Source organism: Verrucomicrobiia bacterium (genome assembly GCA_035946615.1).
GTDB lineage: Bacteria > Verrucomicrobiota > Verrucomicrobiia > Limisphaerales > UBA8199 > DASYZB01.
On sequence record DASYZB010000072.1, the window covers coordinates 1 to 22331 of the forward strand.

General features: G+C 57.9%; 22 protein-coding genes. 13 read left to right on the plus strand and 9 right to left on the minus strand.

Annotation, left to right across the window (positions count from 1 at the left end):
* Both VG146_10565 and VG146_10570 read right to left on the minus strand, forming a co-directional pair.
* Positions 1–269: hypothetical protein (locus tag VG146_10565; GenBank protein ID HEV2392792.1), on the minus strand; the 269-nt coding region annotated here is incomplete at its 3' end.
* Positions 270–871: 602 nt separating this feature from the next.
* Positions 872–1054: a hypothetical protein gene (locus VG146_10570; protein ID HEV2392793.1), complete on the minus strand. Its 183-nt coding sequence runs from the start codon at positions 1052–1054 to the stop codon at positions 872–874.
* A 399-nt stretch (positions 1055–1453) separates the two neighbouring features.
* Here VG146_10570 and VG146_10575 point away from each other — a divergent pair, with 399 nt between their 5' ends.
* The 5 genes from VG146_10575 to VG146_10595 all read left to right on the plus strand — a co-directional run bounded on the left by VG146_10575 (position 1454) and on the right by VG146_10595 (position 7196).
* Positions 1454–2263: a YIP1 family protein gene (locus tag VG146_10575; protein ID HEV2392794.1), complete on the plus strand. Its 810-nt coding sequence runs from the start codon at positions 1454–1456 to the stop codon at positions 2261–2263.
* Positions 2264–2318: 55 nt separating this feature from the next.
* Complete coding sequence (locus tag VG146_10580; protein ID HEV2392795.1) at positions 2319–3686, plus strand: efflux RND transporter periplasmic adaptor subunit; 1368 nt, start codon at positions 2319–2321, stop codon at positions 3684–3686.
* Positions 3687–3697: 11 nt separating this feature from the next.
* A complete protein-coding gene (locus VG146_10585) occupies positions 3698–4450 on the plus strand; it encodes an ABC transporter ATP-binding protein (protein ID HEV2392796.1) in 753 nt (250 codons plus the stop codon).
* Positions 4451–4697: 247 nt separating this feature from the next.
* Positions 4698–5927 carry an ABC transporter permease gene (locus VG146_10590; protein HEV2392797.1) on the plus strand — a complete coding sequence of 410 codons (1230 nt, stop codon included), beginning with the start codon at positions 4698–4700 and terminating at the stop codon, positions 5925–5927.
* Positions 5928–5933: 6 nt separating this feature from the next.
* Entirely contained in the window at positions 5934–7196 is a 1263-nt protein-coding gene (locus VG146_10595; GenBank protein HEV2392798.1) for an ABC transporter permease, read from the plus strand.
* Positions 7197–7218: 22 nt separating this feature from the next.
* Here the strand turns inward: VG146_10595 and VG146_10600 are convergent, their stop codons facing one another.
* Both VG146_10600 and VG146_10605 read right to left on the minus strand, forming a co-directional pair.
* A complete protein-coding gene (locus VG146_10600; protein ID HEV2392799.1) occupies positions 7219–8976 on the minus strand; it encodes a DUF1565 domain-containing protein in 1758 nt (585 codons plus the stop codon).
* Between the two features lie 23 nt (positions 8977–8999).
* Positions 9000–9761 carry a ThuA domain-containing protein gene (locus tag VG146_10605; GenBank protein ID HEV2392800.1) on the minus strand — a complete coding sequence of 254 codons (762 nt, stop codon included), beginning with the start codon at positions 9759–9761 and terminating at the stop codon, positions 9000–9002.
* A 28-nt stretch (positions 9762–9789) separates the two neighbouring features.
* Between VG146_10605 and VG146_10610 the strand changes: the two genes are divergently transcribed.
* Both VG146_10610 and VG146_10615 read left to right on the plus strand, forming a co-directional pair.
* Positions 9790–9957, plus strand: coding sequence for a hypothetical protein (locus VG146_10610; protein HEV2392801.1), 168 nt, complete (start codon positions 9790–9792; stop codon positions 9955–9957).
* A gap of 315 nt (positions 9958–10272) precedes the next feature.
* Positions 10273–10425: a hypothetical protein gene (locus VG146_10615; protein HEV2392802.1), complete on the plus strand. Its 153-nt coding sequence runs from the start codon at positions 10273–10275 to the stop codon at positions 10423–10425.
* A gap of 105 nt (positions 10426–10530) precedes the next feature.
* Here VG146_10615 and VG146_10620 read toward each other — a convergent pair whose 3' ends face one another.
* The gene (locus VG146_10620; protein HEV2392803.1) at positions 10531–11646 is read right to left on the minus strand and encodes a hypothetical protein; all 1116 of its coding nucleotides are present in this window, start codon (positions 11644–11646) and stop codon (positions 10531–10533) included.
* Positions 11647–11885: 239 nt separating this feature from the next.
* Between VG146_10620 and VG146_10625 the strand changes: the two genes are divergently transcribed.
* From VG146_10625 to VG146_10640, 4 genes are all read left to right on the plus strand, one after another.
* Complete coding sequence (locus tag VG146_10625; GenBank protein HEV2392804.1) at positions 11886–13490, plus strand: YhjD/YihY/BrkB family envelope integrity protein; 1605 nt, start codon at positions 11886–11888, stop codon at positions 13488–13490.
* Positions 13491–13505: 15 nt separating this feature from the next.
* Positions 13506–14342: a Fic family protein gene (locus VG146_10630; protein HEV2392805.1), complete on the plus strand. Its 837-nt coding sequence runs from the start codon at positions 13506–13508 to the stop codon at positions 14340–14342.
* Between the two features lie 174 nt (positions 14343–14516).
* The gene (locus VG146_10635; GenBank protein HEV2392806.1) at positions 14517–14972 is read left to right on the plus strand and encodes a response regulator; all 456 of its coding nucleotides are present in this window, start codon (positions 14517–14519) and stop codon (positions 14970–14972) included.
* Positions 14973–14986: 14 nt separating this feature from the next.
* Positions 14987–15673, plus strand: a complete 687-nt coding sequence (locus tag VG146_10640; GenBank protein HEV2392807.1) for a hypothetical protein — start codon at positions 14987–14989, stop codon at positions 15671–15673.
* Here the strand turns inward: VG146_10640 and VG146_10645 are convergent.
* Positions 15670–16221, minus strand: coding sequence for a response regulator (locus VG146_10645; protein ID HEV2392808.1), 552 nt, complete (start codon positions 16219–16221; stop codon positions 15670–15672). The two genes, VG146_10640 and VG146_10645, sit on opposite strands and share 4 nt — an antisense overlap.
* A 5-nt stretch (positions 16222–16226) precedes the next feature.
* On the opposite strand from VG146_10645, the gene VG146_10650 reads away from it, so the two are divergent.
* Both VG146_10650 and VG146_10655 read left to right on the plus strand, forming a co-directional pair.
* Entirely contained in the window at positions 16227–17138 is a 912-nt protein-coding gene (locus tag VG146_10650) for a TIGR00730 family Rossman fold protein (protein ID HEV2392809.1), read from the plus strand.
* Positions 17139–17145: 7 nt separating this feature from the next.
* On the plus strand, positions 17146–18201 hold the full coding sequence (locus VG146_10655; protein ID HEV2392810.1) for an HRDC domain-containing protein: 1056 nt from the start codon (positions 17146–17148) through the stop codon (positions 18199–18201).
* A gap of 16 nt (positions 18202–18217) precedes the next feature.
* Here VG146_10655 and VG146_10660 read toward each other — a convergent pair whose 3' ends face one another.
* The 3 genes from VG146_10660 to VG146_10670 all read right to left on the minus strand — a co-directional run bounded on the left by VG146_10660 (position 18218) and on the right by VG146_10670 (position 22255).
* Positions 18218–19420 (minus strand): class I SAM-dependent rRNA methyltransferase, encoded by a 1203-nt coding sequence (locus tag VG146_10660; GenBank protein HEV2392811.1) that lies wholly within the window; start codon positions 19418–19420, stop codon positions 18218–18220.
* A 473-nt stretch (positions 19421–19893) separates the two neighbouring features.
* Positions 19894–21213: a hypothetical protein gene (locus tag VG146_10665; GenBank protein ID HEV2392812.1), complete on the minus strand. Its 1320-nt coding sequence runs from the start codon at positions 21211–21213 to the stop codon at positions 19894–19896.
* A gap of 160 nt (positions 21214–21373) precedes the next feature.
* The gene (locus tag VG146_10670) at positions 21374–22255 is read right to left on the minus strand and encodes a prepilin-type N-terminal cleavage/methylation domain-containing protein (GenBank protein ID HEV2392813.1); all 882 of its coding nucleotides are present in this window, start codon (positions 22253–22255) and stop codon (positions 21374–21376) included.
* Between the last annotated feature and the right edge of the window lie 76 nt (positions 22256–22331).

The following is a 22331-nucleotide window of genomic DNA, read 5'->3' on the forward strand; positions in this document are numbered from 1 at the left end:
GGGAAAATCGCCTTTCTGATGGTCCGTACTATATAGAGCGATTGTGCGATCACAGCCGCCACAACTGAAATGTCGAAAATGCGAAATAGTCGGAAATTTGGCCCTTGTTGCCTCGGGAACAGGTTCAGAACACCTGATCCCGGTTCGGAGTTCTGCCGCGTGCGGGGCACTGGCATGATCTCAAACCGGAGTGCTGGAGTTTTGCTGGAGTATTGGCTTTCCCACCACTCCATCACGCCGTCCTCCATCACTCCATCGCCCCATCCCATGTCTCCATTCCTCCCATCACTCCCAGCCGCCCCGGCCACCAAAAGTAACCAACAGACACCAATAGACACCAATTCGCGTATAAAAATGAACCCCCTCACTTCCACTTCCTTCAATCGAACTGCCCGCTGCAGAAGGCCTATGCGAAAAGCGCAAATCCACCCCCGCATCACCCATCCGGCGCCACCCCCCGCCAATAACGCCTGCTAACACCTAATCACGGTTACTAACACCTGCTCACGCCAAATCACACTTCGCACATTTTGACTCCAACTGTTACTCCAGAAAGCCCAATTCCACGCAGCCTTGCCCTCCGCTTTCCAGCTCCTTTCAAAACCATGCCATAATCCTGTTATCCTCCCCGCTTCTGGCTCTCCAGGCCGTGCGCGGCCTCGGACGTGCCCCGCTCTTTGACATAACTACTCGGATTCCAATCGCTGCTCAGGCCGCCGCCGCCCCAGCGGGGGTGCGCACTTTCAGGTTGCGCCCCCCGCTCCCCCTATCAGAGCGTGTTTTGGTGCGCCGTGGAAAAGCGTAGAACTCCAGTGGGCGTCCACCTTCTGATCAGCCGCTTTGGGCGGCTCAAGACCCGCCTATGAGCTTCTTAGCTTTCGAGAAACCGCACCAACTCGGTCTTGATTTGGTCCAGCCGCCGCCGATCAGTTTCCCGTTTGTCCTGCAGGATTCGGGCGACTTCCGGGGCCAGTTTGACCTGAGACTCCGCGTATTGCTGGATTTTGAGGTCCATCATTTCTTCAAATAGCCCTACTAAAGTATTGGCAGTCATAAACAGCGTTTTGGGCTGCGCCGGCTAGCATGGCCGCGTCCATTCTCGGCTGTGCACCGCTTTCAGCCTGTTTTGCCGCAAAAGGAGCAAAAGCCAAGCCATCCACATTTTAGAATAGATTGCCGCCACCCGCCTCGGCCTCGTTGTCGATTTCCAGGGGTTTCGAGGACGAGGACGACAACGAGGACAAAGGGAGCCCTGACGATTGTCAAAACAGGGCATTGCGCAAAATTTACCTCGGGATTCTCTAAGCACGGTCACCAAAAGAACCCGGTGAAGTGTCCATTATCAGGGCAGACTGTGGGTGCCATGCGCGTTATGCTCTGGACATGGCAGACCGGTTACAGCACTCTCCGTCTTGTTCGAGTCAGTTCATACTAAACCCTGGCTAATATTATTATGGAAGGTCCACCTCCCATCCCAACAGGCCAAACGCCCCCGCCAACTCCCACGTTGGCGCCTGAAGCCAAGGCGCCCACGATGTCCTTGGGCGCGCGGTTGCTCAACGTATTCGCCATTCCGGGGGAGGTCTTCGAGGACATTAAGGGGTCGCGAAGCTCAGCGGCAAACTGGCTGGTGCCGGCGCTGATCCTGGCCCTTGTAGGGGCTGTTTCGGTGTTCGTTTTGTTTTCGCAACCCAATATTCTTCAGCAGGTGCGCGAACAGCAGAGCCAGGTCTTCGAGCAAAAGGTCAAGGCCGGCAAGATGAGCCAGGACGATGCAGATAAGGCTATGGCGATGGTCGATAAATTCAGCACGCCAACCGTAATCAAAGTGGCCGGCGCTTTCGGCGCGATCACGGTCAGTTTTCTGCGCGTGCTGTGGTGGGGTTTTGTTTTGTGGGTGTTTGGCCGGTTATTTTTCAAGGCCGCGGTCGGCTTTCCCAAGACCCTCGAGATTGCGGGGTTGTCCATGATGATTGTCGTGCTGGGAACGATCGTGGGCATGCTGCTGATGGTGAATCTCCAAACAATGGGCGCCAGCCCGAGTCTGGCCCTTGCGGTGAAAGATTTCGATGTGCATCGCAAGAGCCACCTGGCCATGGGCGCTGCCAATATATTCTCCTTTTGGCTTATCGGTGTGCTCTCCCTGGGCTTAGCCAAGGTGGCCAATGTCCCTTTTCTGCGAGCCGCCTGGCTGGTTTTTGGGTTTTGGTTAGTGCAGGAATCGCTCCTCATCGGGATTGGTTTGGGCCAAATGGCCCTGTAGCTCATGAGTTCGGTGAAACAAATTGGGTCGAGCTGTGTCTTAATCTATAAGCAAGATGGCCAAAGCAAAAAAGGGCAGGAGAATCCTTATTTTCTCAGTAATCGGGCTTGTCGTGGCGGGCCTGACCGTGGGCGCTTTTTTGCGCAAACGCGAAGCGATCATTACGATTCAAACCGAAAAGGTCGCCCGGCGCGACTTAATCGAGAAAGTCGTTGCCAATGGCAAAGTCCAACCGGTCCTCCAGGTTAAAATCAACCCGGAAGTCAGCGGCGAAATCACCGACCTGCCGGTAAAGGAGGGCCAATTCGTTCATAAAGGGGATTTGATCGTGAAGATCAGGCCCGACTATTACATCGCGCAGCTTCATCAGTGCCAGGCGGGCTACGAGGCCGCTCTGGCAGGCAAGGCCCAGGCCCAAGCCAACCTCGAGAAGGCTCAAGCCGATTACAAACGCAATAAGGATTTATTTGAGCACAAACTGATTTCCGAAGCCGACTTCGTCGGTTTTAAAGCCGCTTTCGATGTAGCCAACGCGCAGGTGGAAAGCGCCAAGGACCAGGCGGAAAGCTCGAAGGCCACCGTCGCCAGTGCGCAGGATGCCCTGGACCGGACCACCATCCTGGCGCCCCTGAGCGGGACGATTAGCAAGCTCAACTCACGATTGGGCGAGCGCGTTTTGGGCACCGTCCAAAACGTCGGCACGGAGATTATGACGATCGCCGACCTCAATGAGATGGAGGCCCAGGTGGATCTCGGAGAGGACGATGTCGTGCTGATCAAGCCGGGCCAAAAGGCGCGCCTCGAGGTGGACGCGTTCAAAGACCGCAAGTTCAATGGAATCGTGACTGAGATTGCCAACTCCTCGAACGATGCCGGCAGTGCCAGCTCCAGTACCAGCCAGGAAGCCACCAAATTCCAGGTGCGCATCCGCATCCAGGAAAAGGAGCAATTCCGCCCCGGGATGTCCGTGACGGCTGAAATCGAGACCCGCTACCGGACCAACGTGCTGACAGTTCCAATTGCCAGCGTCACAACCCGCTTGCCCAAGGAAAAGGACAAAAAAGCGAATCAAGTGGCCCTGGACCCGCCCGCGACCAACTGTCCGCCGGGGGGCACCAATACCCTCGCCAGCACCAATGCGGCATCCAACAGCGACTCTGCGGCCAAAAAATCCAAAGAAGCCCCTAAACCAATCGACGTGGTGTTCGTCCGGAATGGGGACCGCGTTAAAATGGTGCCAGTCAAGATCGGCATTTTTGATGACAATTACTGGGAGATAACGGACGGGTTGAAGGAAGGACAAGAAGTGGTCTCAGGCGGCTATCGGGCTATTGGCAGGGACCTTGAGGACGATAAACGCGTTAGAATAGGACCTCCTGCGGGGGAGAAGGACAAGGAACAGGACGTTGGCAAAGGGACGTAAAAGGCGTTTTTATGTCCCTCATCCGGCTGGAAAAAATCTCGCGCTGCTACCAGATGGGGGCTGAGACCATCCACGCATTGCGTGAGGTATCCCTGGCAATCCAACGCAGTGAGTATGTGGCCATCATGGGGCCTTCCGGCTCGGGCAAATCGACTCTGATGAATCTGATTGGCTGCCTGGACACACCCAGTTCGGGACGCTATGAACTCAACGGCGTGCAAGTCAGTGAAATGGATGACAATCATCTGGCTGAAATCCGCAATAAGGAGATTGGATTCATTTTTCAAACATTCAATCTGCTGCCGCGCTCGGACGCGTTGCGGAATGTGGAATTGCCTTTGATTTATGCCGGCGTGCCCTCGGACGAGCGGCGCCAGGTGGCGTTGGACGCTCTTAACCAGGTGGGGCTCGGCGACCGTATCCACCACAAACCCAACGAACTGTCCGGCGGCCAGCGCCAGCGCGTCGCCGTGGCCCGGGCGCTGGTCAACCGCCCTTCCATTTTGCTGGCCGACGAACCGACCGGCAACCTCGATACGAAGACCGGCATGGAAATCCTGTCGCTATTTGAAGAGCTTTCCAGCCGAGGCAACACGCTGATCATTGTCACTCATGAAGAGGACGTCGCCCGCCATGCGCGCCGAATCATCCGTATTCGCGACGGACTGATAGCCAGCGACGACACACGGGATGCGGAATGGGCGGAGGAGACGGTGAACGCCGAAGTGGCACCGCCGGGAGCCTTAAAAAGCAATGTGACCTAGGATTTGCGCTTCAGTTCGCCATGATCAAAACCAGTGAACTGGCTGTCCCGGAGGGACATCCGACAATAGCCCAACACTTCAGCGTTGGGGAGGGGATGTTGCAGTCGTTAGTCCCGGAGGGACGGCTGAACACAGGCGCCTGCGTTCTCCTTTCAGCCGTCCCTCCGGGACTCGCGGCCTCAAACCTCTCCCCACCGCTGAAGCGTTGGGCTATTGTCAATCATCCCTCCGGAATGAGAACAAATCCATGAACCTCCTGGCCGAATTCAGGGAGGGAGTGGGCATCTCCTGGAGTGCCATTCGCGGCAATAAACTGCGGTCAATTCTGACGACCCTGGGGATTGTCATCGGCATCGTTACCGTGACGCTCATGGGCAGCGCGATAACGGGATTGGACCGCGCGTTTCTTAAAAACATCTCCACCATCGGCGCCGATGTGTTGTATGTGCAGCGCTTCGGTTGGTTTGTCGATTCGCATGAAGAATGGGTGAAGATGCAAAAACGGCACCCAATCACCCTGCTGGAGGTCAACGCTCTGCGCGAGCACCTCACCATGGCGCGAGCCGTGGCTCCCGCAGCAGACACGGATGGGCCCGTGCGTTACCGAAGGCGCAACTCGAACAGCGTCCATATCATCGGCACCACCGATGATTATCTCTATACGAGCAGCGTTGGGGTAGCGGAGGGGCGTTTCATGACAGCCGGCGAGGCAACGGGTGGGCGGCCAGTGTGCATATTGGGCTGGGAAGTGGCGTTGAATCTGTTCCAGCGCGAGTCGCCCTTAGGCCACCGGGTCACGATTGGGGGGCAGACCTTTGAAGTCATTGGCGTGCTCGAAAAGCAAGGCACTTTTCTGGGCCTCTTCAGCCTCGATAACCAAGTGATCATTCCGCTGCCCCAGTTCACGGCCGCTTTCTGGCGCGATCCCGATTACCAAATCCAGGTCAAGATCAAGCAATTGGAACAACTCGATGAGGCCAAAGAGGAATTACGCGCCGCAATGCGCCGCGTCCGCCGGCTTACCCCGAGCGCCCCGGACGATTTTACCATTAACCAGCAGGACCAGTTTGTGAAAATGTTTCACCGGCTTGGGGGGACCATTGCCGCAGTAGGAATTTTCATCACCGGTCTGTCGCTATTTGTCGGCGGGATCGGCATCATGAATATCATGTTTGTCTCGGTAGCAGAGCGGACGCGTGAGATTGGAATTCGCAAAGCGATTGGAGCCAAGCGTCGGACGATTCTGATGCAATTTCTGATCGAGGCGGCCAGCATCTGCTTGCTAGGCGGAGCGATAGGATTGGGAATCGCCTGGCCGATTACGTTGCTCATTCAGCGATTCTTCCCGGCGACCATGTCCCCTGTCATTGTCGCCATCGCGCTTTCGGTCTCACTGGTAACCGGGGTTCTAGCAGGATTCTTTCCAGCCTGGCGCGCGGCGCGGATGGACCCGGTGGATGCCTTGCGCAACGAATGAGGCGCTATGGCAGGCAAACCCACAACGATACTTCTGGCCGAAATCAAAGAGAGTTTCCTGATGGCCATGAGCGCGCTGGCGGCGCACAAGCTGCGTTCCGCCCTCACTCTGGTGGGTGTGCTGGTGGGCGTCTTTTCCATTATCGTGGTGATGACGACGATGCGGGTGATGCAGAGCGACGTGGAAACGCAAATGAGCCAGCTCGGCAGCCAGACCTTCATGATTCGCAAATGGCCGGCAGTCTATTTCGGCGGGCCTGAAGGGTTCGAAAAATTCTGGCGGCGCAAGAACATCACCCTATTGCAGGGAACGCAAGTGGAAGAGCGGGCCACATTGGCCGGCAGCATCGGCTTGGAAACCACCTTTTGGGGCGGGCAGGTCGAGACACGTTTCAAAAAGACTGCGCCAAATGTTCAGCTTTTTGGAGAGACCCCCGGAAGCTTCCCGGCGCACAATTGGATTCTGGCCGAGGGGCGTTTATTGTTGGACATGGATGTGGACGGCGCGCGTGATGTCTGCGTGCTGGGCAACAGTCTGGCCAAATCCGTCTTCCCGTACTCCTCACCTCTGGGCGAGCGGCTCAAAATCAACGGCATCAACTACGCAGTGGTTGGGGTGCTTGCGCCCAAAGGCGGTTCGCTTGGGGGCGATCAGGATAACTTCGCTGTCGTGCCCATTACGACCGGGATGAGCCGGTTCGGACGCTGGAATCGCAGCCTGAGCATCCTGGTCCAGGCCCGTAATCAGGAGAGCTATGACGATACAGTCGAGCAGGTGCGCGGCGCATTGCGCGTCATCCGCAAGGTGCCTCCGGGCAAGGAAGATGATTTCGAGCTCTTCTCAAATGACTCGATGATCGCCCAATTCGATTCATTTACCCGCGCGGTGCGGGTTGGGGTGGCTGCCGTTAGCTCGATTTCTTTGCTGGCGGCCGGGATTGGCATCATGAATATCATGCTGGTTTCGGTCACGGAGCGCACCCGCGAGATTGGCATCCGCCGCGCCGTGGGGGCCAAAAAGCGCAACATCCTAACCCAATTCATTGTCGAAGCGATTGTGATTTGTGAGTTGGGCGGAGGTATTGGGGTGTTGCTGGGCATTTTGGGCGGCAACGGGGCGGCGCTGTACCTCAAGCTCACGCCGGTGGTGCCGGTCGATTGGGTTATCATTGGGCTGGTTATCTGCTCGGTCGTCGGCATCGTTTTCGGGACCTACCCCGCTGTGAAAGCAGCCAACCTCGACCCGATCGAATCGCTCCGGTACGAGTAGCTGCGCGCCGTGAGAAGGTTGGCTACCGGGACTGTTGGAGCGTGTTGGTCACCGTGATCGACTCAACCTTTACGCCGTTCCCGTTCGCCAAATCGATCCCCTCCGCCCGTACGATTGTCTCGAACAGATGCAGCCTTGGGTCACCGTTCTTGGTCAAGATGCGCTTAGTGTCAGGGTTATAAGTGAACCCATCCCAGGGCCTGCCGTCGCGCAAGACCTGCTTGGGCGCCGAGGCCAGGGGCGCTGACCAGCTTCCATCCGCTTCCCGCCTCCAGCCCTCGATCAGGTCCGCCCCGCTGATTACAACATTCTCACCCTGCATGGCGCTGATCTTGATCCGATCACCTTTGGGCCGCAGGGTCTCGCGATACAACCCTGCGCGCAACACGATTGTCTCGCCCGGTTGCGCGATAGCACACGCTTTGGCCAGGCTGGCCAAAGGCACGGCCGCGTAACCCCAAGCAGGCTCATCGCTGGCCGCAGGATGATGCGGGTCCACGTAATACACGTTCGGGTATTCCAGCGCCCCAATCGTCACTCCCCCCGGACCTGCCCCGATGGCCGGGCTGCCTTTGCGCAGCCGGAAATTGCGCTTGGCCCCATCCACAAACAGCGGGTCCTTGCCATTAATGTTCTTCTCTCCACTCGCCGGCGACGTGGCGAATGTAAGATTATACTCGATCAGCGGATGGGAGGCGGAGAAATCCTGGTCTCCATCGATAATGGCGCGTTCGGCGTTAGCGAGGATGTTATTACGGATTTGGCCGTGGGTGGATTCTTTGCCGCGCAGGCCAATGGTGGCCCACCGCACAGTCCAGATGGTGTTGTTGGCAATCGTCACGTCGAGGGTCTGGATTATGTCCGGGCCCCAGCCCCCGCTCATGGTGGGCGAATTGGCGCAAATAATATTACGTTCGAACGTCCAGTTGCTGACGCTGCCTATGTGCGGCGCGCTTTCCACCATGCACAACTGGTGAAAGTCGAAGCAGGTGTTGTTTACAAAGATAAGGTCCTGAGCTATCTCGCCATTGACGGTGAAGGTCTGGAGGCAATCCACGTGGGCGACCCGAATCTCCGAGGCGGTGCTGCCATGATAGTAATTGTTGCGCTCGATGCAGCCCTTGCCGAAGAACCGTGAGTAATCGCAATCATCGTATTTATTGCCGGGGGCGTACATGAACAATCGATTCACCTCGTTGTTCTCCACTAGCCAGTCGTCCCCTCCCAACATGAAGCCGTATTCACTGTGGTAAACCTTGTTGTAGGCAATGTGGTTGTGCGCGACAGCCGAGTAATCTCGCGTGTTGCCATCAGGGCCCAGCTTGCCCACTGTCCCGGCGATCCCCACCATCATATCGTGGATGTAATTGTCCAGCACCTCGCAATGCTTCCCGCCCAACTGCACCGCCACTGCCGGCCTGGCGCTCGTTATCTCGAAGCCCTCGACGCGGATGTAGGAAGCTTCCAGGTCGAATCCGCCGATAACCACCGAGCGCCTCGGCACGGCTTGCACCGTAATTGGCCGCCCCTCTTCCCCGCTCGTCCGGAGCTTGACACGCTCGTCATACTCGCCGGCCATGACAAAGACGCTGTCACCCGGTTGCGCCAGGTCGGCGGCGTGCTGGACCGTTTTAAATGGCCTGCTTTGTGTGCCGGGGTTGGTGTCCGCAGCCCCGGGCGCCGCCTGGTCCACCACGAAAGTTGTGGCGTGTGCTTGCAGAGTCATGCTGGCTGCGCAGGCCATCACTATCGGCGCCAGAGCTAAAACCCTTCTTTTCATGACAGGCGCGGGAGCGCAGAGAATTACAATCGTGTCTTGGTTTCAGTCGCCGTAGGAAAATCCGCAGGCGCCTTTTGGCTGACTTTTCCTGTGGCGGCCCATTCGGCCCCGCGCTGCAGGGTGACAATGAAGCCAACGCATTTCAACTGGTCAACGCTGTGGCCCATTGTCGAATGAAAGACGCGGCCCTTCCCGTAGGAAATCGCCATCAAAACCGGCTCCTCTTCTCCCGAGCCACCGGTCTTCGGGTCAGTCATCGCGGACGCCAGCACCGTTACGTTCTTTGCCGGACCGCGCAGCCGGTCGTACAGCTCATCGGAAACGTGCAACCACCCGGCTGGCAACCCTTGCATGATCGGATGGTTGGGTTCGCGCGTTGTCACCACGTAAGGATGCGGTTTGCCATGGCTGCCTCCCGGGCCCGGCAGTTCGAGGGCCACCCATTTCCCATCGCGCAACCGGAGGCAAGAACCTGACTTCGCCGTGCGTCCACCCCAGCCGCCAACCCCTATCATTTCATTATATTCTTTCCAATTCCCAAAAGCGTTATCGGTCGAATGGACCACCACCAACCCGCCGCCGTTCTGCATAAATGTTACGAAAGCCCTCTGGGTCTCCGCAGGCCAGGGGTCGCCATCATAATTCAATACCACCAGATCGTAGGCGGAGAAGTTTGGGCTGAATCCACTCATGTCCTGGCCTTTGGCGGGCGTGGTGGCAATCTCCACGCTAAAAAGCCCGGCGCTTTCCAGTATTCGTTTCAGTTCGACAGTCACCGCGGGCATGTTGTGAGCAGGATTGCTTTGCCCCTCAATGATGAGCGTCTTAATTGGAGCGGCGGAAAGGGAAACCGTGAAAAAAATCGAAGCGAGCGCCAACACGAGAGAAGCGATGAATCGAAAAAGCAATGCGTGGCTGGCACGTCTTGCAGTGATTGGCCGCCTCTCGCCGGAGGACCTCAACAAAGATTGTGATCTGTGAAAAGGATTCTTTTTCATTATACATTCCTGTTGGGCATTGTTTTTCAACCGCCGGTCAGCACACCCTCTTTTCGAGGGTGCTTCCGCATTTTTTGATCTCTGATGGCCGGACGCCATTCGGACGTGCGGCGCGAAAAAAGTGCGCCTTGGGCCGCGCTGCGCCCGAGTTCAGATTCTGGCTGAATGGTCCAAAGCAGTCAAGCGACAATTTCTCCTCCTGAATCTCTCTCCCAGGAATGGGTTCAGCGCCTACTGGCCAACGCACAGGAGACGTCCGATTTTTAAGCAGTGAATTGGGGCAAACCAGCCGAGCCAAATGATCAAGAAATTGAAATCTGGCGAGTATCGCCTTTATTCGCGCAAAAAGAATCCGGGGACAGGCAAGCGCCGGAACCTCGGGACCTTCCGGACGCTCGTGGCCGCCAAACGGCATGAGCGCGCCGTTCAATTCTTCAAGCGCAGAGGGTGAAGGCCCGTTTGGAAAAGGCCAAAGCGGAATTGCGCAAGCTGTTCTATAGAAAGGAAGGCTGGGCGCGGGCAAAGCGGTGAGTTTATCCAGACGCTGGAATTGAGCTTATTGGCCAATCAATTGGAAGAACATTTTTGCAGATGCCGGCAGTGTGACTTGGTTTTGGCCATTCAGAACGCTGATAAGGTTCGTGACGGAAGTCCAGTGGGCTGGGTCCAGGTCGGGATTCTGCTGGAGCATGAAACCGCTCGCGGAGGCTGGCCAGGAAACTACAACGTTTGCGCCAGAGACGGCAAGGCTAAGGGAGGGAGGCTGAATCGAAACCATCGAAGATTGGTCGATAAGGGCGATGCTGTGGCTGCCGCGAGCTGCAATGGCAACCACGTTGGTCAAGCCGGAGGGCACATCGCATTGGCCCGCCGTGTCGAAACCCCAAGCCACGAGTGTCCCGTCATTTTTCAGCGCCAGGCTATGAAAATCGCCAGTGGCAATTGCCACGACATTGCTCAGCCCGGCCGGGACAACGCATTGAGCCAGGCCATAGGTGCCCCAGGACACTACCGTTCCATCATCGCGCAGGGCCAGGCTGTGGAACCCGCCCGCTGCAATTGCTATCACGTGACCCAAACCTTCCGGAACACTGGATTCGCCCTGCCGATTATCGCCCCAGGCCACCACCGTGCCGTCGCTCCGCAGCGCGAGTGTATGATACATGCCGCCGGCCACCGCGATCACATTGCTCAACCCGGTCGGGACATTACACTGTCCGTTCCAATTAAGACCCCAAGCGGCGAGGGTGCCGTCGCTCTTCAATGCCAGGCTGTGCGCCGCGCCGGCCGCCACCTGCACCACTGAGCGCAAACCCCCGGGAACCAGGCACTGGCCGTAATCGCCATTTTGGCCCGGAGGCGGTCCCCAGGCCAAAACTGTTCCATCCTGCAGGAGCGCCAGGCTGTGAACGTTGCCGGCGGCGATTTGGGTTGCGGGATTTACGGCCAAGGCGCCCGGCATATTTGTCTGGCTGAATTGATCGTCGCCCCAAGCCAGGACAGTTCCGTCGCCTTGGAGAGCGACGGAGTGGAAATCCCCGGCGGCAACCTGCGCCAGGGTCGGGCCGGTTAATGAAGGGCTGCTAAAGCTCATGTCGTACTTGAGATCGCCCCAAGCGAGCAGCCGGCTGCCGGCGCGGGCGTTGGCGCAGGCCAGAAACGTCGCGGCCATCAGGAACCAATTCCAAAACAGAAGGTCTCGAAATTTCCTGCCGGGGGCCGGCTCCCAATCCCTATCAAACACCCTATCAAACAAACGCGCGCACATCTGACTCGAAGTCTCGCGTCCTGATGCGCCCCTTTCAATCCGGGGCGATGCCGGAAATGGTCCAGGGGATTTTCCGGGCCTGCCGTATGCATTTGCCCCAATTGACCGGAAGAAGCCGCGCCTTAGCGTAGATAAGGGCCTTTATGCGACAGAGGTTTTTGAATTTCGGAAAAATCCGCCAGCAAACCATCGAGTTATTCGACGAGAATGCCTGGCGCCCCGGGCGAGAGATTTCAAAACTGCGCCGCTTTTTGCACTTCTGGATTCTGGTGTGGACCAGTTTCAGCCGCAATCGGTGTCCCGTTCGCGCAGCCTCCCTTGCGTACGCCGCCCTTTTGGCTTTGATCCCGATGCTGGCGGTGGTGGTGGCTGTGACGAGCAGCTTTCTTAAAACCGAAGGCGAAACGAGCATCGACCAATTTATCGTCAAATTCGTCGCCAGCGTCACGCCGCGCGCCATGGTCAACACCAACGTCGTCGCGGCGATGACCAACATGACAGTGAAGGCTGCCGGAACCAACACAGAAGTCCTGGCCGGCTCGAGTAACGAAACCAATTCAACTGCGGCTGCCAGCCCCGGCCAGACCAACCATAAATTCATGCCCACGCCCGCTCAAGAGCAGGAGGCTCTGCGCGCGCGGCAGGCCATTACCCGTCGCATTCATCAGTTCATTCAGAACACGCGCAGCGGCACCCTGGGCGTCACGGGCAGCGCGGCGCTGATCTTTGTGGCCATCTCGATGCTCAGCCAAATAGAGAATATGTTCAACGACATCTGGGGCGTCGCCCACGGACGCGGCTGGTTCATGCGGATTGTGCTGTATTGGACGGTGATCACCCTGGCGCCACTGCTCATTGTCGTGGCGGTGGGACTCACAACCGGGCCGCACTGGGATGCCACCCGGCGGCTGTTGACTATTACGCCTGTCTTGGGAAACCTCTTTTTCGAGCTCTTGCCCATCGTGTTGCTGTGCCTCGGCCTGAGCCTGTTTTATCGGTTGATGCCTAACACCAAAGTCCACTGGGACGCCGCCCTGGTGGGCGGATTGGTCGGAGGGATTCTTTGGCACCTCAATAGCCTCGTGAGTGTCCTGTACGTTTCGCGCGTCGTTTCGTACAGCCAGATATACGGCGGGCTGGGCCTGGTGCCGGTGTTTATGATCGGGCTCTATTTTTCGTGGTGGATTCTTCTGTTTGGCGCGCAGGTGGCCTACGCCTTCCAAAACCGCGCCAGCTATCTCGAACAAAAACAGGTCGAAAACATCGATCAACGCGGGCGCGAAATCATCGCCTTCCGATTGATGGCCTGGATTGGCCGCCGCTTTCTCCGCGGCCAGGCTCCGCCGACAGTCTTTGAGATGGGACACGAGCTGGGCCTGCCCACCCGGCTCACCCAGCAATTAATGCAAACCCTCGCAGCCGCCGGATTGACCTCCGAAATCAGCGGCCATGAACCGGCCTATCTGCCGGGCCGACCCCTCGAACGGATAACGTGCTGCGATATTCTCATGGCCGTGCGCGCCGGCCGCGGCGGCCAATTGGCCGCGCGCCAGGAACTGGCTGCCAGCCGAATCTATGAGACCTTCCGCCGCCTCGAATCGATCGAGCAACAGGCCGCCTCAGCCATCACTCTCCGTGACCTGGCGGAAATCTCGAAAGCCGGCCTGCGCAATCTCGAACCCCAGGAACAGCCTGCCAATGGCGAGCATGGCAAATCCTCCACTGAGCAGCAGACGCTGGCAGAGTAGCAACAGAAGGAACTAATGGTCGCCAATGGACTTCGTTTCGGCGGCTTAAGGTTCTGGTTTCCAGAAAAGGTTTGGCTCGATTTTCCCTCCGCATTCGCCTGCACAGTCTGTGCAAATCAATATCTGAATAAGGCTCACATTGAAGTCGAGAAGTTGATGGTTGATCGGCTGCATCACGAGCCTGACTTGTCCATTCATTCGGCGGAGTTTATATGCTGGTTGCACGGGGAGTTTTATCATCGACTACCGCCTGAGCTGCAATCGAGTCGCGATCGGGGCGGCAAAAGCTACAAGATAGAACTTGGTGTCTTGCGCACTTTTGAAGTGGATGTCGGCACGCATCAACCGCCGCACCACGAGGCCTTGCCACAGTTCATGCGCCGCTTTCAGCAGGCCTATCAAAAAAAGGACATCCTCGCCACTGAGCAACTTGTGGCGTTGGCTGCTGCCCATCATCGTTTGGCATGGATTCACCCTTTTGGGGATGGGAATGGCCGCGTCACAAGGCTTCATTCCCATGCCTGGCTCGTGCGAGTCAAGCTTGACAGTTTTGGATTATGGACCCTTTCACGCGGCTTGGCACGAGAGCGCGAGGCTTATTATAAATTCCTCCGATTGGCTGATCAGAGCAGGTGGAACGATCTCGATGGGCGCGGGAACCTCTCAGATAAAGCCTTGGGTGATTTCTGTTCGTTTATTCTGAAAATCATACTCGACCAAATCGAGTTCATGTCCGGCCTCTTCCAGTTCGATGTTCTTGCCAAACGCATGGACCGCTACCTGCAGGTCGAACGTGTAGATCTACGGCCAAAAGATCGAGAAAGCCTGACTCTTGACAACACCCCCGCGTAATGCCTCAGTGACTACGGGGCTGCCGGCTGAAGCCGGCGTTCCGGACGCGCGGAACGCCGCCTTTAGGCGGCAGCGCCTGCCGTCACCAACCGACACGCTTACCACCCCCGCTTGTTTCCTTGTTGGCGTTTGGATGATTTCTAGGTAAATTATCAATGAACGGTGTAGCTTACTATGGAAATCCAAAATTTTTGCGTTTTGCTGGTTGAGGATGACCTCAACGACATCTTCCTGGTCAAACGCGCTTTCAAAATGGCCCACATCACCAACCCCCTCCAGGTCGTCACGGACGGCCAGGAGGCTATCAACTACCTGCGAGGAGAAGGCAAATACGGGGACAGGCAGGCCCACCCATTGCCCAAGTTGATTGTCATGGACATTAAAATGCCGCGCCGGACTGGTTTCGAGGTTCTGGAATGGGTCAAAGGGATTCACTCATCGCTGCGGCGCATCCCGGTAGTCATCGTGTCTTCTTCGGATAATCCGGACCACATTAACCGCGCTTACGAGTTGGGCGCCAACGCCTACATGGTCAAGCCGGTCAACTTCCGGGCGGTAGAACACCTTTTCGAATCGATCACGCATTACTGGGGCCTGGAATGCGCCAAACCGCAACTCGAGCTGGCATAACGGTGGTTGGCTGGATGAGCTTGAAACCCCGCCGCTTGGCTTCCACAGCTTTGAGCAGTATTGCACTGTTCATCCTCGCAGCACCCCCGGTCCAATCGAGCCCCCTGAAAGACCCAAAACGCGTTATCAACGGGCAGGTGGTCGAGTTGGCGCCTCTCTTTCGATGGTGGTCCAAACAGGAGGGGCCGCGTCCACTGAGCGCATGGGCGCGCGTTCAAGGGAACATTGTAGGCACCAACGGCTGGAGCTGGGTGCTCGAGGCTCGCGTTGAGGGCGGCTTGGCGAAGGACAAATCGGAGGGCAAAAACAGCCGCACCGCGGAACGCGCAAAAATCCTGCTCAAAAATCCGCCGATTCAGGACCTCAACGACTTTGAAAAATTAAGCGGTCAGTTGAAGGACTTGCAGCAGCAACGCGCGACGCTGGCCGGGGAGGAGGCTGCGGCTAAGAACCAGCAGAACACAAACAGGCATTCCGGCTATCGTTCCCGGCTGGTGGCATTGGAAAACCGGCAACTTCAGCAGACTCAAAACCAGTTGCGCGATGAGCTAAAGCCGATCGATAAGCAAATCCAGAATCTCAAAAAGCAATTGGCGCTCTATCCCAATTCGGACCATTACGAGGTGGACTGCTTCGCGTTGGACCGGGGACTGGAATCTGACGGCATGCGAATTTACGACTACGGCTCGGCATTACATTAAGCCTTTGCAGGGAGAGGTGTGGAAATGGGTTTGTCCCCCAAAGTCTGAAGGATGGCCTCGAGCAGTTCTTTGGCGTTAATCGGTTTTTGAAAAATGGCGACCACTCCCGCGTCGCGGGCTTTTTCTCTGTGTTTGGCCACATCTTCGCCGGTGATAAGGATGACAGGGATTGCTGCCAACTCGGGGAACCTCCGCACCCATTGGACGATAGTGAAGCCGCTCCACTGCATGCCACCGCCGCCGCCGCCCGGGGGAAAATTAATATCGAGAATGATCAACTCGGCATTTATCTGCTCGGCGCTCGCAGCGACGGCCGCCCCGTTGGAGATGGTGGTCACCTTAAAGCCACTGGCCTTGAGCTTGAGTTCAAAGGCCTTTAAGACGACGGGGTTGTCGTCCACCACCAGGATGCTCCGCTGGCGGCCCAGGGTGACTGGCGGCGGAGAGGCCGGCGGCTCCTCAGGCAAGAAGGGGTCCTTCTCCTTGGGCGACGGTCCCGGTCTGGGGGCCTTGCCGCTCTTATCGACTAATTGCAAGGAAATAGGCATAAGCCATGTTGCGTTTCGAACTGTTCCAAACTCAGACAACTGCATCATTTCGGTCCAGCAAGGCGCCGGCGGTCCGTCAAAGCGCCCCGCCCAACTCTGCTGGAACCGGTCCCGTGGCGGCGCGCAAGGCGCTCCCGGCCAAAGAACAAACCGATTTGCCGCTCATTAAGCCGATCTCATGCCACAAATCTTCTCCAGCTTGTGTCCGCAATCGGCCTTGGTATGCTGGCGGAATGAACAACAGCACGAGAATCTCCTTCATCAAGGAAGATCCCTGGCGCATCTTCCGGATTATGGCCGAGTTCGTGGATTCGTTCGAGGCGCTTTCAGCCGTTGGACCGGGGGTAACGGTTTTCGGTTCCGCGCGAATGAAGCCCAGCAACCCCTATTACCAGGCGTCGGTGGACCTGGCGAAGGGGTTGGCTAAACACAACTTGGCCATTATTACCGGGGGCGGCCCTGGGGTGATGGAGGCGGCCAACAAAGGGGCTGGCCTGGCCAAGGGCCGCTCGGTGGGGTTGAATATCGAACTGCCTCATGAGCAAAAAGGTAATCGCTTCGCCAATATCCCCATTCATTTCCATTATTTCTTTTCCCGCAAAGTCTGCTTCGTCAAGTACAGCATCGGCTTTGTTTTTATGCCCGGCGGCTTCGGCACTCTGGACGAATTTTTCGAGATACTGACCCTGGTCCAGACCCAGCGCATCCCGGAGTTTCCGCTGATTCTTTTTGGCAAAGACCACTGGAAAGGGCTGATCCGTTGGATGAAGGAACGGCTGGAGTCGTCTCAATTCATCAGCCCGGGAGACCTTGACCTGTTTCATCTGACCGACAATCCTCAGGAAGCGGTGGACATTATCCTGGATTATGAGCGGCGAGTCGGGCCGCCGGAGATTGTGCCCAAGGCATTTTCCTAGCAGCTCCATGGTCGATACTGAAGAGAAACTGGATTGTTTCCTGTCCACATTACGCGCGGCGACCTGGGTTGCGGTGGATACGGAAGCCGACAGCCTGCACGCGTATCCGGAAAAGGTTTGCCTGATCCAAATCAGCACCACCGGGAGCGACAAGCTCATTGATCCGCTGGCCGGGTTCAGCCTGGGACCATTGCTTGACGCCCTTTCCGCGCACGAATTGATCATGCACGGGGCCGATTACGACCTGCGGCTGTTGCGCAAGCATCATGAGTTTGTGCCCAGGGCCGTTTTCGATACCATGCTGGCCGCCCGGCTGCTGGGGGTGCGCCAGTTCAGCTTGGGCCACCTGGTTGAGAAGTGGCTCGGAATCAAGCTCGAGAAAGGGGCGCAAAAGGCCAATTGGGCTATGCGCCCGCTTACCGAGCGGATGGAACGCTATGCCCGCAACGACACCCATTATCTCAAACCCCTGGCTGATCAGCTTTCAACCGAGCTGGCGGCCAAAGGACGCCTGGGCTGGCACCGGGAATCCTGCGTCCGCCTTATTGCCGATTCGACTCAAACCCGCCCGACGGACTTGGACTCGGTTTGGCGCATCAAAGGCAGCCATGCCTTGGGGCGTCCGGCTCTGGCGATTTTGCGCGAGCTCTGGCAGTGGCGTGAGACCGAGGCCCTGGCATCGAACAAGCCCCCGTTTTTCGTCCTGAGCCATCAGACCTTGGTGGAAATCGCCGCCGCCTCCGCCACAGGCCGCGCCATCCAGCCGTTGCTACCGAGGCATTTTTCCGAAAGAAGGCGGGGAACCTTGCTCAAAGCGATCGCGTGTGGTTTGAAGATACCAGCGCAGGAGCACCCGGAGATACTGCGCGTGATAGGGCGGCGTCCTAATGAAGCCGAACGCCGCCGATTTCTCGAATTGCAAAAACGCCGAGACGCCGGGGCGGCCGATCTGGACATCGACCCTACCCTGATTGCCAGCCGGGGCTCCCTCTCTGATCTGGCACATAATTGGGACAAACACGCCCCGGCCCTGATGAGCTGGCAAAGAGAGCTGCTCAGTTAAACCGCAACCATGCGGTTCACCTCACCACTTCAAACGCGAAGCCCTTCAAGTATTCTGTCTCGGGTATCATTGGGATAATGGGATGATCCGGGCCTTGCGAATAAGTCGCCACGCGCCGCAGGATACGCCGGGCATCAAACGCGGCAGAGAGCACTGAATCCTGGAACAAATCCTGGTCCACGTGATGCGAGCAACAAAAAGTCACCAGCGTCCCACCCGCCCTCAGCAGCTTCAGGGCGCGCAGATGAATCTCCTTGTAGCCGCGCAAGGCATCCGGCACTGACGCCCGGATGCGCGTGAAGGAGGGCGGGTCCAAAATGATCAAGTCCCAGCGCGGAACGATTTTTTCGTGGAGTTTTGCGGCTGTCTGCGCCTTGAGCCAGTCGAAGACATTCACCGCCTCAAACGAGCATTTCTCGGCCAGGCCATTGGCTGTGGCATTGCGTTGGGCTTGAGCAATGGCCTCGGCGCTTTGATCAAGCAGGTGCACGCGCGCCGCCCCGGCCCGGGCTGCGTGCAGACCGAACCCGCCCACAAAGCAGAAAGCATCCAGGACCTGCGCCCCTGCAGCCAATGGCGCAACCCGTTGATAGTTCATCTGCTGGTCCAAGTACAGCCCGGTTTTGTGTCCACTCATCAAATCGGTCTCGAATTTCAGGCCGTTCAAGGTCACCATCATCGGGCCTTGCAGTTCACCAACCAGAACGCCTTGGGTCGCATCGAGCCCTTCGAATTTACGCGACGCCACATCGCTGCGTTCGATTACGGCGCGAGGCCCAAAAACCCTCTGCAGGGCAGCGACGATTTGCTCCTTCCTCATATCCATGCCCAAAGAAGAAAACTGGCTGACCAGAACGTCTTCATACTTATCGACGATCAGTCCGCTCAAAAAGTCGCTCTCCGCATTGACGGCTCGGAACGAGGTCGCCCCCGGCAAATGTCTTTGGCGCACCGCCAAAGCTGCTCGAACCCGCTCTTCGAAGAAGGCTGAATTCGCTTCGATGCGGTCAGGGGACAGGACACGGACATTGATTTTTGATTTCGAGTTAAAGAACCCCGTGCCCAGGAACCGCTGCCGATGGTCCTTTACCTGCACAAGGTCTCCATCAGCCGCCGGGTGAGTCAGGCGCAGGACGGAACTCCGATAGACCCAGGGATGGCCGGCCAGAATGCGGTCGGCTTCTCCCGGTTTGAGCAGAACAGTGGGCAGTGATACCATAATTTTCGCAGGCAACATAAGGCCCACAGGCGCCCTGGGCAAAAGCATTCACAACGAGATTGATCACTTGTCCGCCGGTTCGCGGCTTCAGTCACTTCCTGGGGCAGGTGCCTGACCTATAGTGTGTTCGCCAAAAATGCGGACAGAGCGAGCCAAATCCAATGCCCTGAAGGGGCAACGCATACCAGCCCAGGGCAAGTGAGGAACGAGCGCCGCCCTGGGTTGCGGACCAAAAATGGTCTCCTCTTTTTTCCTTCCGTACCCGGGGCGACGACCTCAGCGGCCTTGCCCTGAGCTGCTATAAGGCTGCCCTTTTAGGGCGCTGGAAAGGCGAATGAGCCGGGGCAACCAACGCCGGGAGGCCGCACGAAAGGGGTGGCTGACGAGGCTGGGGCAGTGGGGATCGTCGATTTGGTGCATATCACCAGCATTAGACCGTTTTGGCGGACGTGAGCGCCGGAGCAGGCGGCATGCTATTGCGCCCATTGGGGAAACGCGTTCATGGCGTCCACATAATTGTGAAGTTTGTCCGTGTGCGCGTCTTCCTGCCAGCCGCCGCGACCGGCGCCTTTCCAGGGGCCGTCGTACGGACAGCCGTCGTCGTTGATGCCGTAAAGGGCCCAGTTCAGCGTCTGGTGGGCCAGCAGTTCGAACTCCGGCGAACCGGTTGCGCGGGCGAACACCGCCAGCACCGCGCCGTAGGTTGTGGCGATGCCGCCCCACGGGTGTTGATCAAAGTCCTGTTCGCCGCAGCTCGCCACGCCGTCGATGACGTGAACGTATTGACGGTTGACGAATTCGATGAGCGTCCGCGCGTCCTTTTCCCAGTCCGGATCGAGCTGCTCGCGGCGTTCGACGAGGTAGCGCGCCAGGTTGAGCGGAGCCCAGGCCGAGCGGTCCGTGGGCTCGCTGTGGTCTTCGAAGAAATTCGCCCAGAGCAGCCCGTCCTTTGCCGCATTGGGAATCTGCTGTCGCTTGATCCATGTCCACAACCGGTCCCGGGGCGGTCCAAACTGGGAGTAGCCGAGCTCGATCAGCTTGTCGTAGAGGCGCAGGATGAAACTCATGTTGCCGGATACCGGACCGCGCGAGGCGCCGGTGCGGTAATCGACGCGAAAGGGCCACGGCGACTGGCTGGCCGAGCCGGCGATCATGTTGGTTGCCAGGACTCGGGCGTTTTGCAGCGCCTGGTTCAAATACATTTCGTCGCGCGTTTCCTCGTAAAGCAGCACCAGCGCGTAACCGGCGATGCCGCCCTTGTCCGGCTCGACCTCGTAAGGCAGGTCGTCCTGCGAGCCACAATCCGGCGGTTGCGGGAAGCGCAGATGCGCGCCGGTGGAGCGTGAGAAACGCGGATACTTGCCGGTGTCCGGGGTCACGGCCTCCTTTACGAGATAATCGCCCATGGCCCGGGCGGTGTGAAGCACGCGCGGGTCCTTCCGGCCAGTGAATGCGTAATACTTCAAATAAGAAATGATGCCCATGCCGTCCTGCATCGCCGGGATGAAGGAGGGCCTGTTCGGGATAGGCCGGTAATTCCCGTCCATAAAGGTCATCGCCACGAAGCGGGGGTAGCCGTGGTCGGCGGGACAGTTCAGGTACCAATTCACTTCGCGTTCGAGCGCATCGCGCCAGGAAGTCCACGGGCGCAACTGGCCGTCGGGCTCGTACACGGCGCGGTGATTGCCGATGGTTTGGGCCGAAGCGGTGAGGGCCAAACCCAGCGCCAGCAAGGCAGCCCCGAACGGAGGAGCAGCGTTGGCGCGCAAGAATTGTCTTTGCGTGTTGTTCATAGGCCGGTGTCGGCGTTTGTTGTCATCTGGCGCATGAGGGCTGCGCCGTTGAAAAACAAAAAGTAATCGGATGGGGTGACGCGTTCCATAGACAGGCCACCCCAAAGGGGTTTTTGGGGATAACGCCGGGAGTGAAACAATATGGGCCAACACCAAGCAATTACTGATCGAGCTGGTTTAGCCAGGGCGCACCCCCCCACCAATAAGGGTCCTCAGGGTGAGGATTGTTATCGTTGTCCCAGCGCGCGCGCCAGAGCATGTTAGCGGGGTCGCGCACCTGATTTCTGATGGGCGATTCGACGTGCCCATCGCAGAACGCCAGGTCTGTGTGGTAAGTGTGGCGATTTGCCGGACACGAGGTATGGCCGGTGGTGATGTCGGTTGGGTCCAAGCTGGCGTTTCTCGTGACGAGTTCGAGATTCTCGGCGTAGCACGTCTCACCAAAGGAAATGAACTGGCTGGGGGCTCGGACCGAGGACTCCTTAACCGGCCCCCGGTACCACTGGCCATTGATATCCCCTCCCATGCCCAGTTGCAGCCTGGTGAAATGAGGACTGTCGATACCCCAATCGTTAATGGCCATTGAAAAACGGGAGATCACGCCGATGCCATAGGGATCAAACACACCATTCGGGTCCAAAGCGCCCAGCGTATGGTTTACGTTAGTATCCCAGGCCATATCGGCCTGCGCGGAAGGACACATGAAGGACTTGCGGTTATTTCCCATATACCTAAGCAAGCGCGGGGGCCAGGCATAATAGTGCCCAAGCCCAGGGGGACTGGTCCATAACCCCCCGGTGAATTGGCCGTAATCAGTGACGTACATTAAACTGGCCATATCGATCTGCTTCAAATTGTTTATGCAGGAAGCCTGTTTGGCTTTTTCCTTGCTCCTGGAGAGGGCCGGAAGAAGCATGGCCGCGAGAATGGCGATGATGGCAATCACTACCAGCAGCTCAATCAAGGTGAACGCACCTTTCCCCCGCGCTCCACGTTTATACCAACGCGCCTTCGCTCCACCGCCTGCGACCTGGCTGTTCATGGCTGCCGGGTAGGTTAACCCCAGTGGGGCGGTCTGTCCACCGAACACGGCTGGTCAGCCACGGCGCCACGGCGCG

Coding starts and splice junctions, on each gene's coding strand:
- VG146_10570 (HEV2392793.1), bottom strand. CDS start 1,054: ATGACTGCCAATACTTTAGTAGGGCTATTTGAAGAAATGATGGACCTC.
- VG146_10575 (HEV2392794.1), top strand. CDS start 1,454: ATGGAAGGTCCACCTCCCATCCCAACAGGCCAAACGCCCCCGCCAACT.
- VG146_10580 (HEV2392795.1), top strand. CDS start 2,319: ATGGCCAAAGCAAAAAAGGGCAGGAGAATCCTTATTTTCTCAGTAATC.
- VG146_10585 (HEV2392796.1), top strand. CDS start 3,698: ATGTCCCTCATCCGGCTGGAAAAAATCTCGCGCTGCTACCAGATGGGG.
- VG146_10590 (HEV2392797.1), top strand. CDS start 4,698: ATGAACCTCCTGGCCGAATTCAGGGAGGGAGTGGGCATCTCCTGGAGT.
- VG146_10595 (HEV2392798.1), top strand. CDS start 5,934: ATGGCAGGCAAACCCACAACGATACTTCTGGCCGAAATCAAAGAGAGT.
- VG146_10600 (HEV2392799.1), bottom strand. CDS start 8,976: ATGAAAAGAAGGGTTTTAGCTCTGGCGCCGATAGTGATGGCCTGCGCA.
- VG146_10605 (HEV2392800.1), bottom strand. CDS start 9,761: ATGCCCGCGGTGACTGTCGAACTGAAACGAATACTGGAAAGCGCCGGG.
- VG146_10610 (HEV2392801.1), top strand. CDS start 9,790: ATGATGAGCGTCTTAATTGGAGCGGCGGAAAGGGAAACCGTGAAAAAA.
- VG146_10615 (HEV2392802.1), top strand. CDS start 10,273: ATGATCAAGAAATTGAAATCTGGCGAGTATCGCCTTTATTCGCGCAAA.
- VG146_10620 (HEV2392803.1), bottom strand. CDS start 11,646: ATGGCCGCGACGTTTCTGGCCTGCGCCAACGCCCGCGCCGGCAGCCGG.
- VG146_10625 (HEV2392804.1), top strand. CDS start 11,886: ATGCGACAGAGGTTTTTGAATTTCGGAAAAATCCGCCAGCAAACCATC.
- VG146_10630 (HEV2392805.1), top strand. CDS start 13,506: ATGGTCGCCAATGGACTTCGTTTCGGCGGCTTAAGGTTCTGGTTTCCA.
- VG146_10635 (HEV2392806.1), top strand. CDS start 14,517: ATGGAAATCCAAAATTTTTGCGTTTTGCTGGTTGAGGATGACCTCAAC.
- VG146_10640 (HEV2392807.1), top strand. CDS start 14,987: ATGAGCTTGAAACCCCGCCGCTTGGCTTCCACAGCTTTGAGCAGTATT.
- VG146_10645 (HEV2392808.1), bottom strand. CDS start 16,221: ATGCCTATTTCCTTGCAATTAGTCGATAAGAGCGGCAAGGCCCCCAGA.
- VG146_10650 (HEV2392809.1), top strand. CDS start 16,227: ATGTTGCGTTTCGAACTGTTCCAAACTCAGACAACTGCATCATTTCGG.
- VG146_10655 (HEV2392810.1), top strand. CDS start 17,146: ATGGTCGATACTGAAGAGAAACTGGATTGTTTCCTGTCCACATTACGC.
- VG146_10660 (HEV2392811.1), bottom strand. CDS start 19,420: ATGGTATCACTGCCCACTGTTCTGCTCAAACCGGGAGAAGCCGACCGC.
- VG146_10665 (HEV2392812.1), bottom strand. CDS start 21,213: ATGAACAACACGCAAAGACAATTCTTGCGCGCCAACGCTGCTCCTCCG.
- VG146_10670 (HEV2392813.1), bottom strand. CDS start 22,255: ATGAACAGCCAGGTCGCAGGCGGTGGAGCGAAGGCGCGTTGGTATAAA.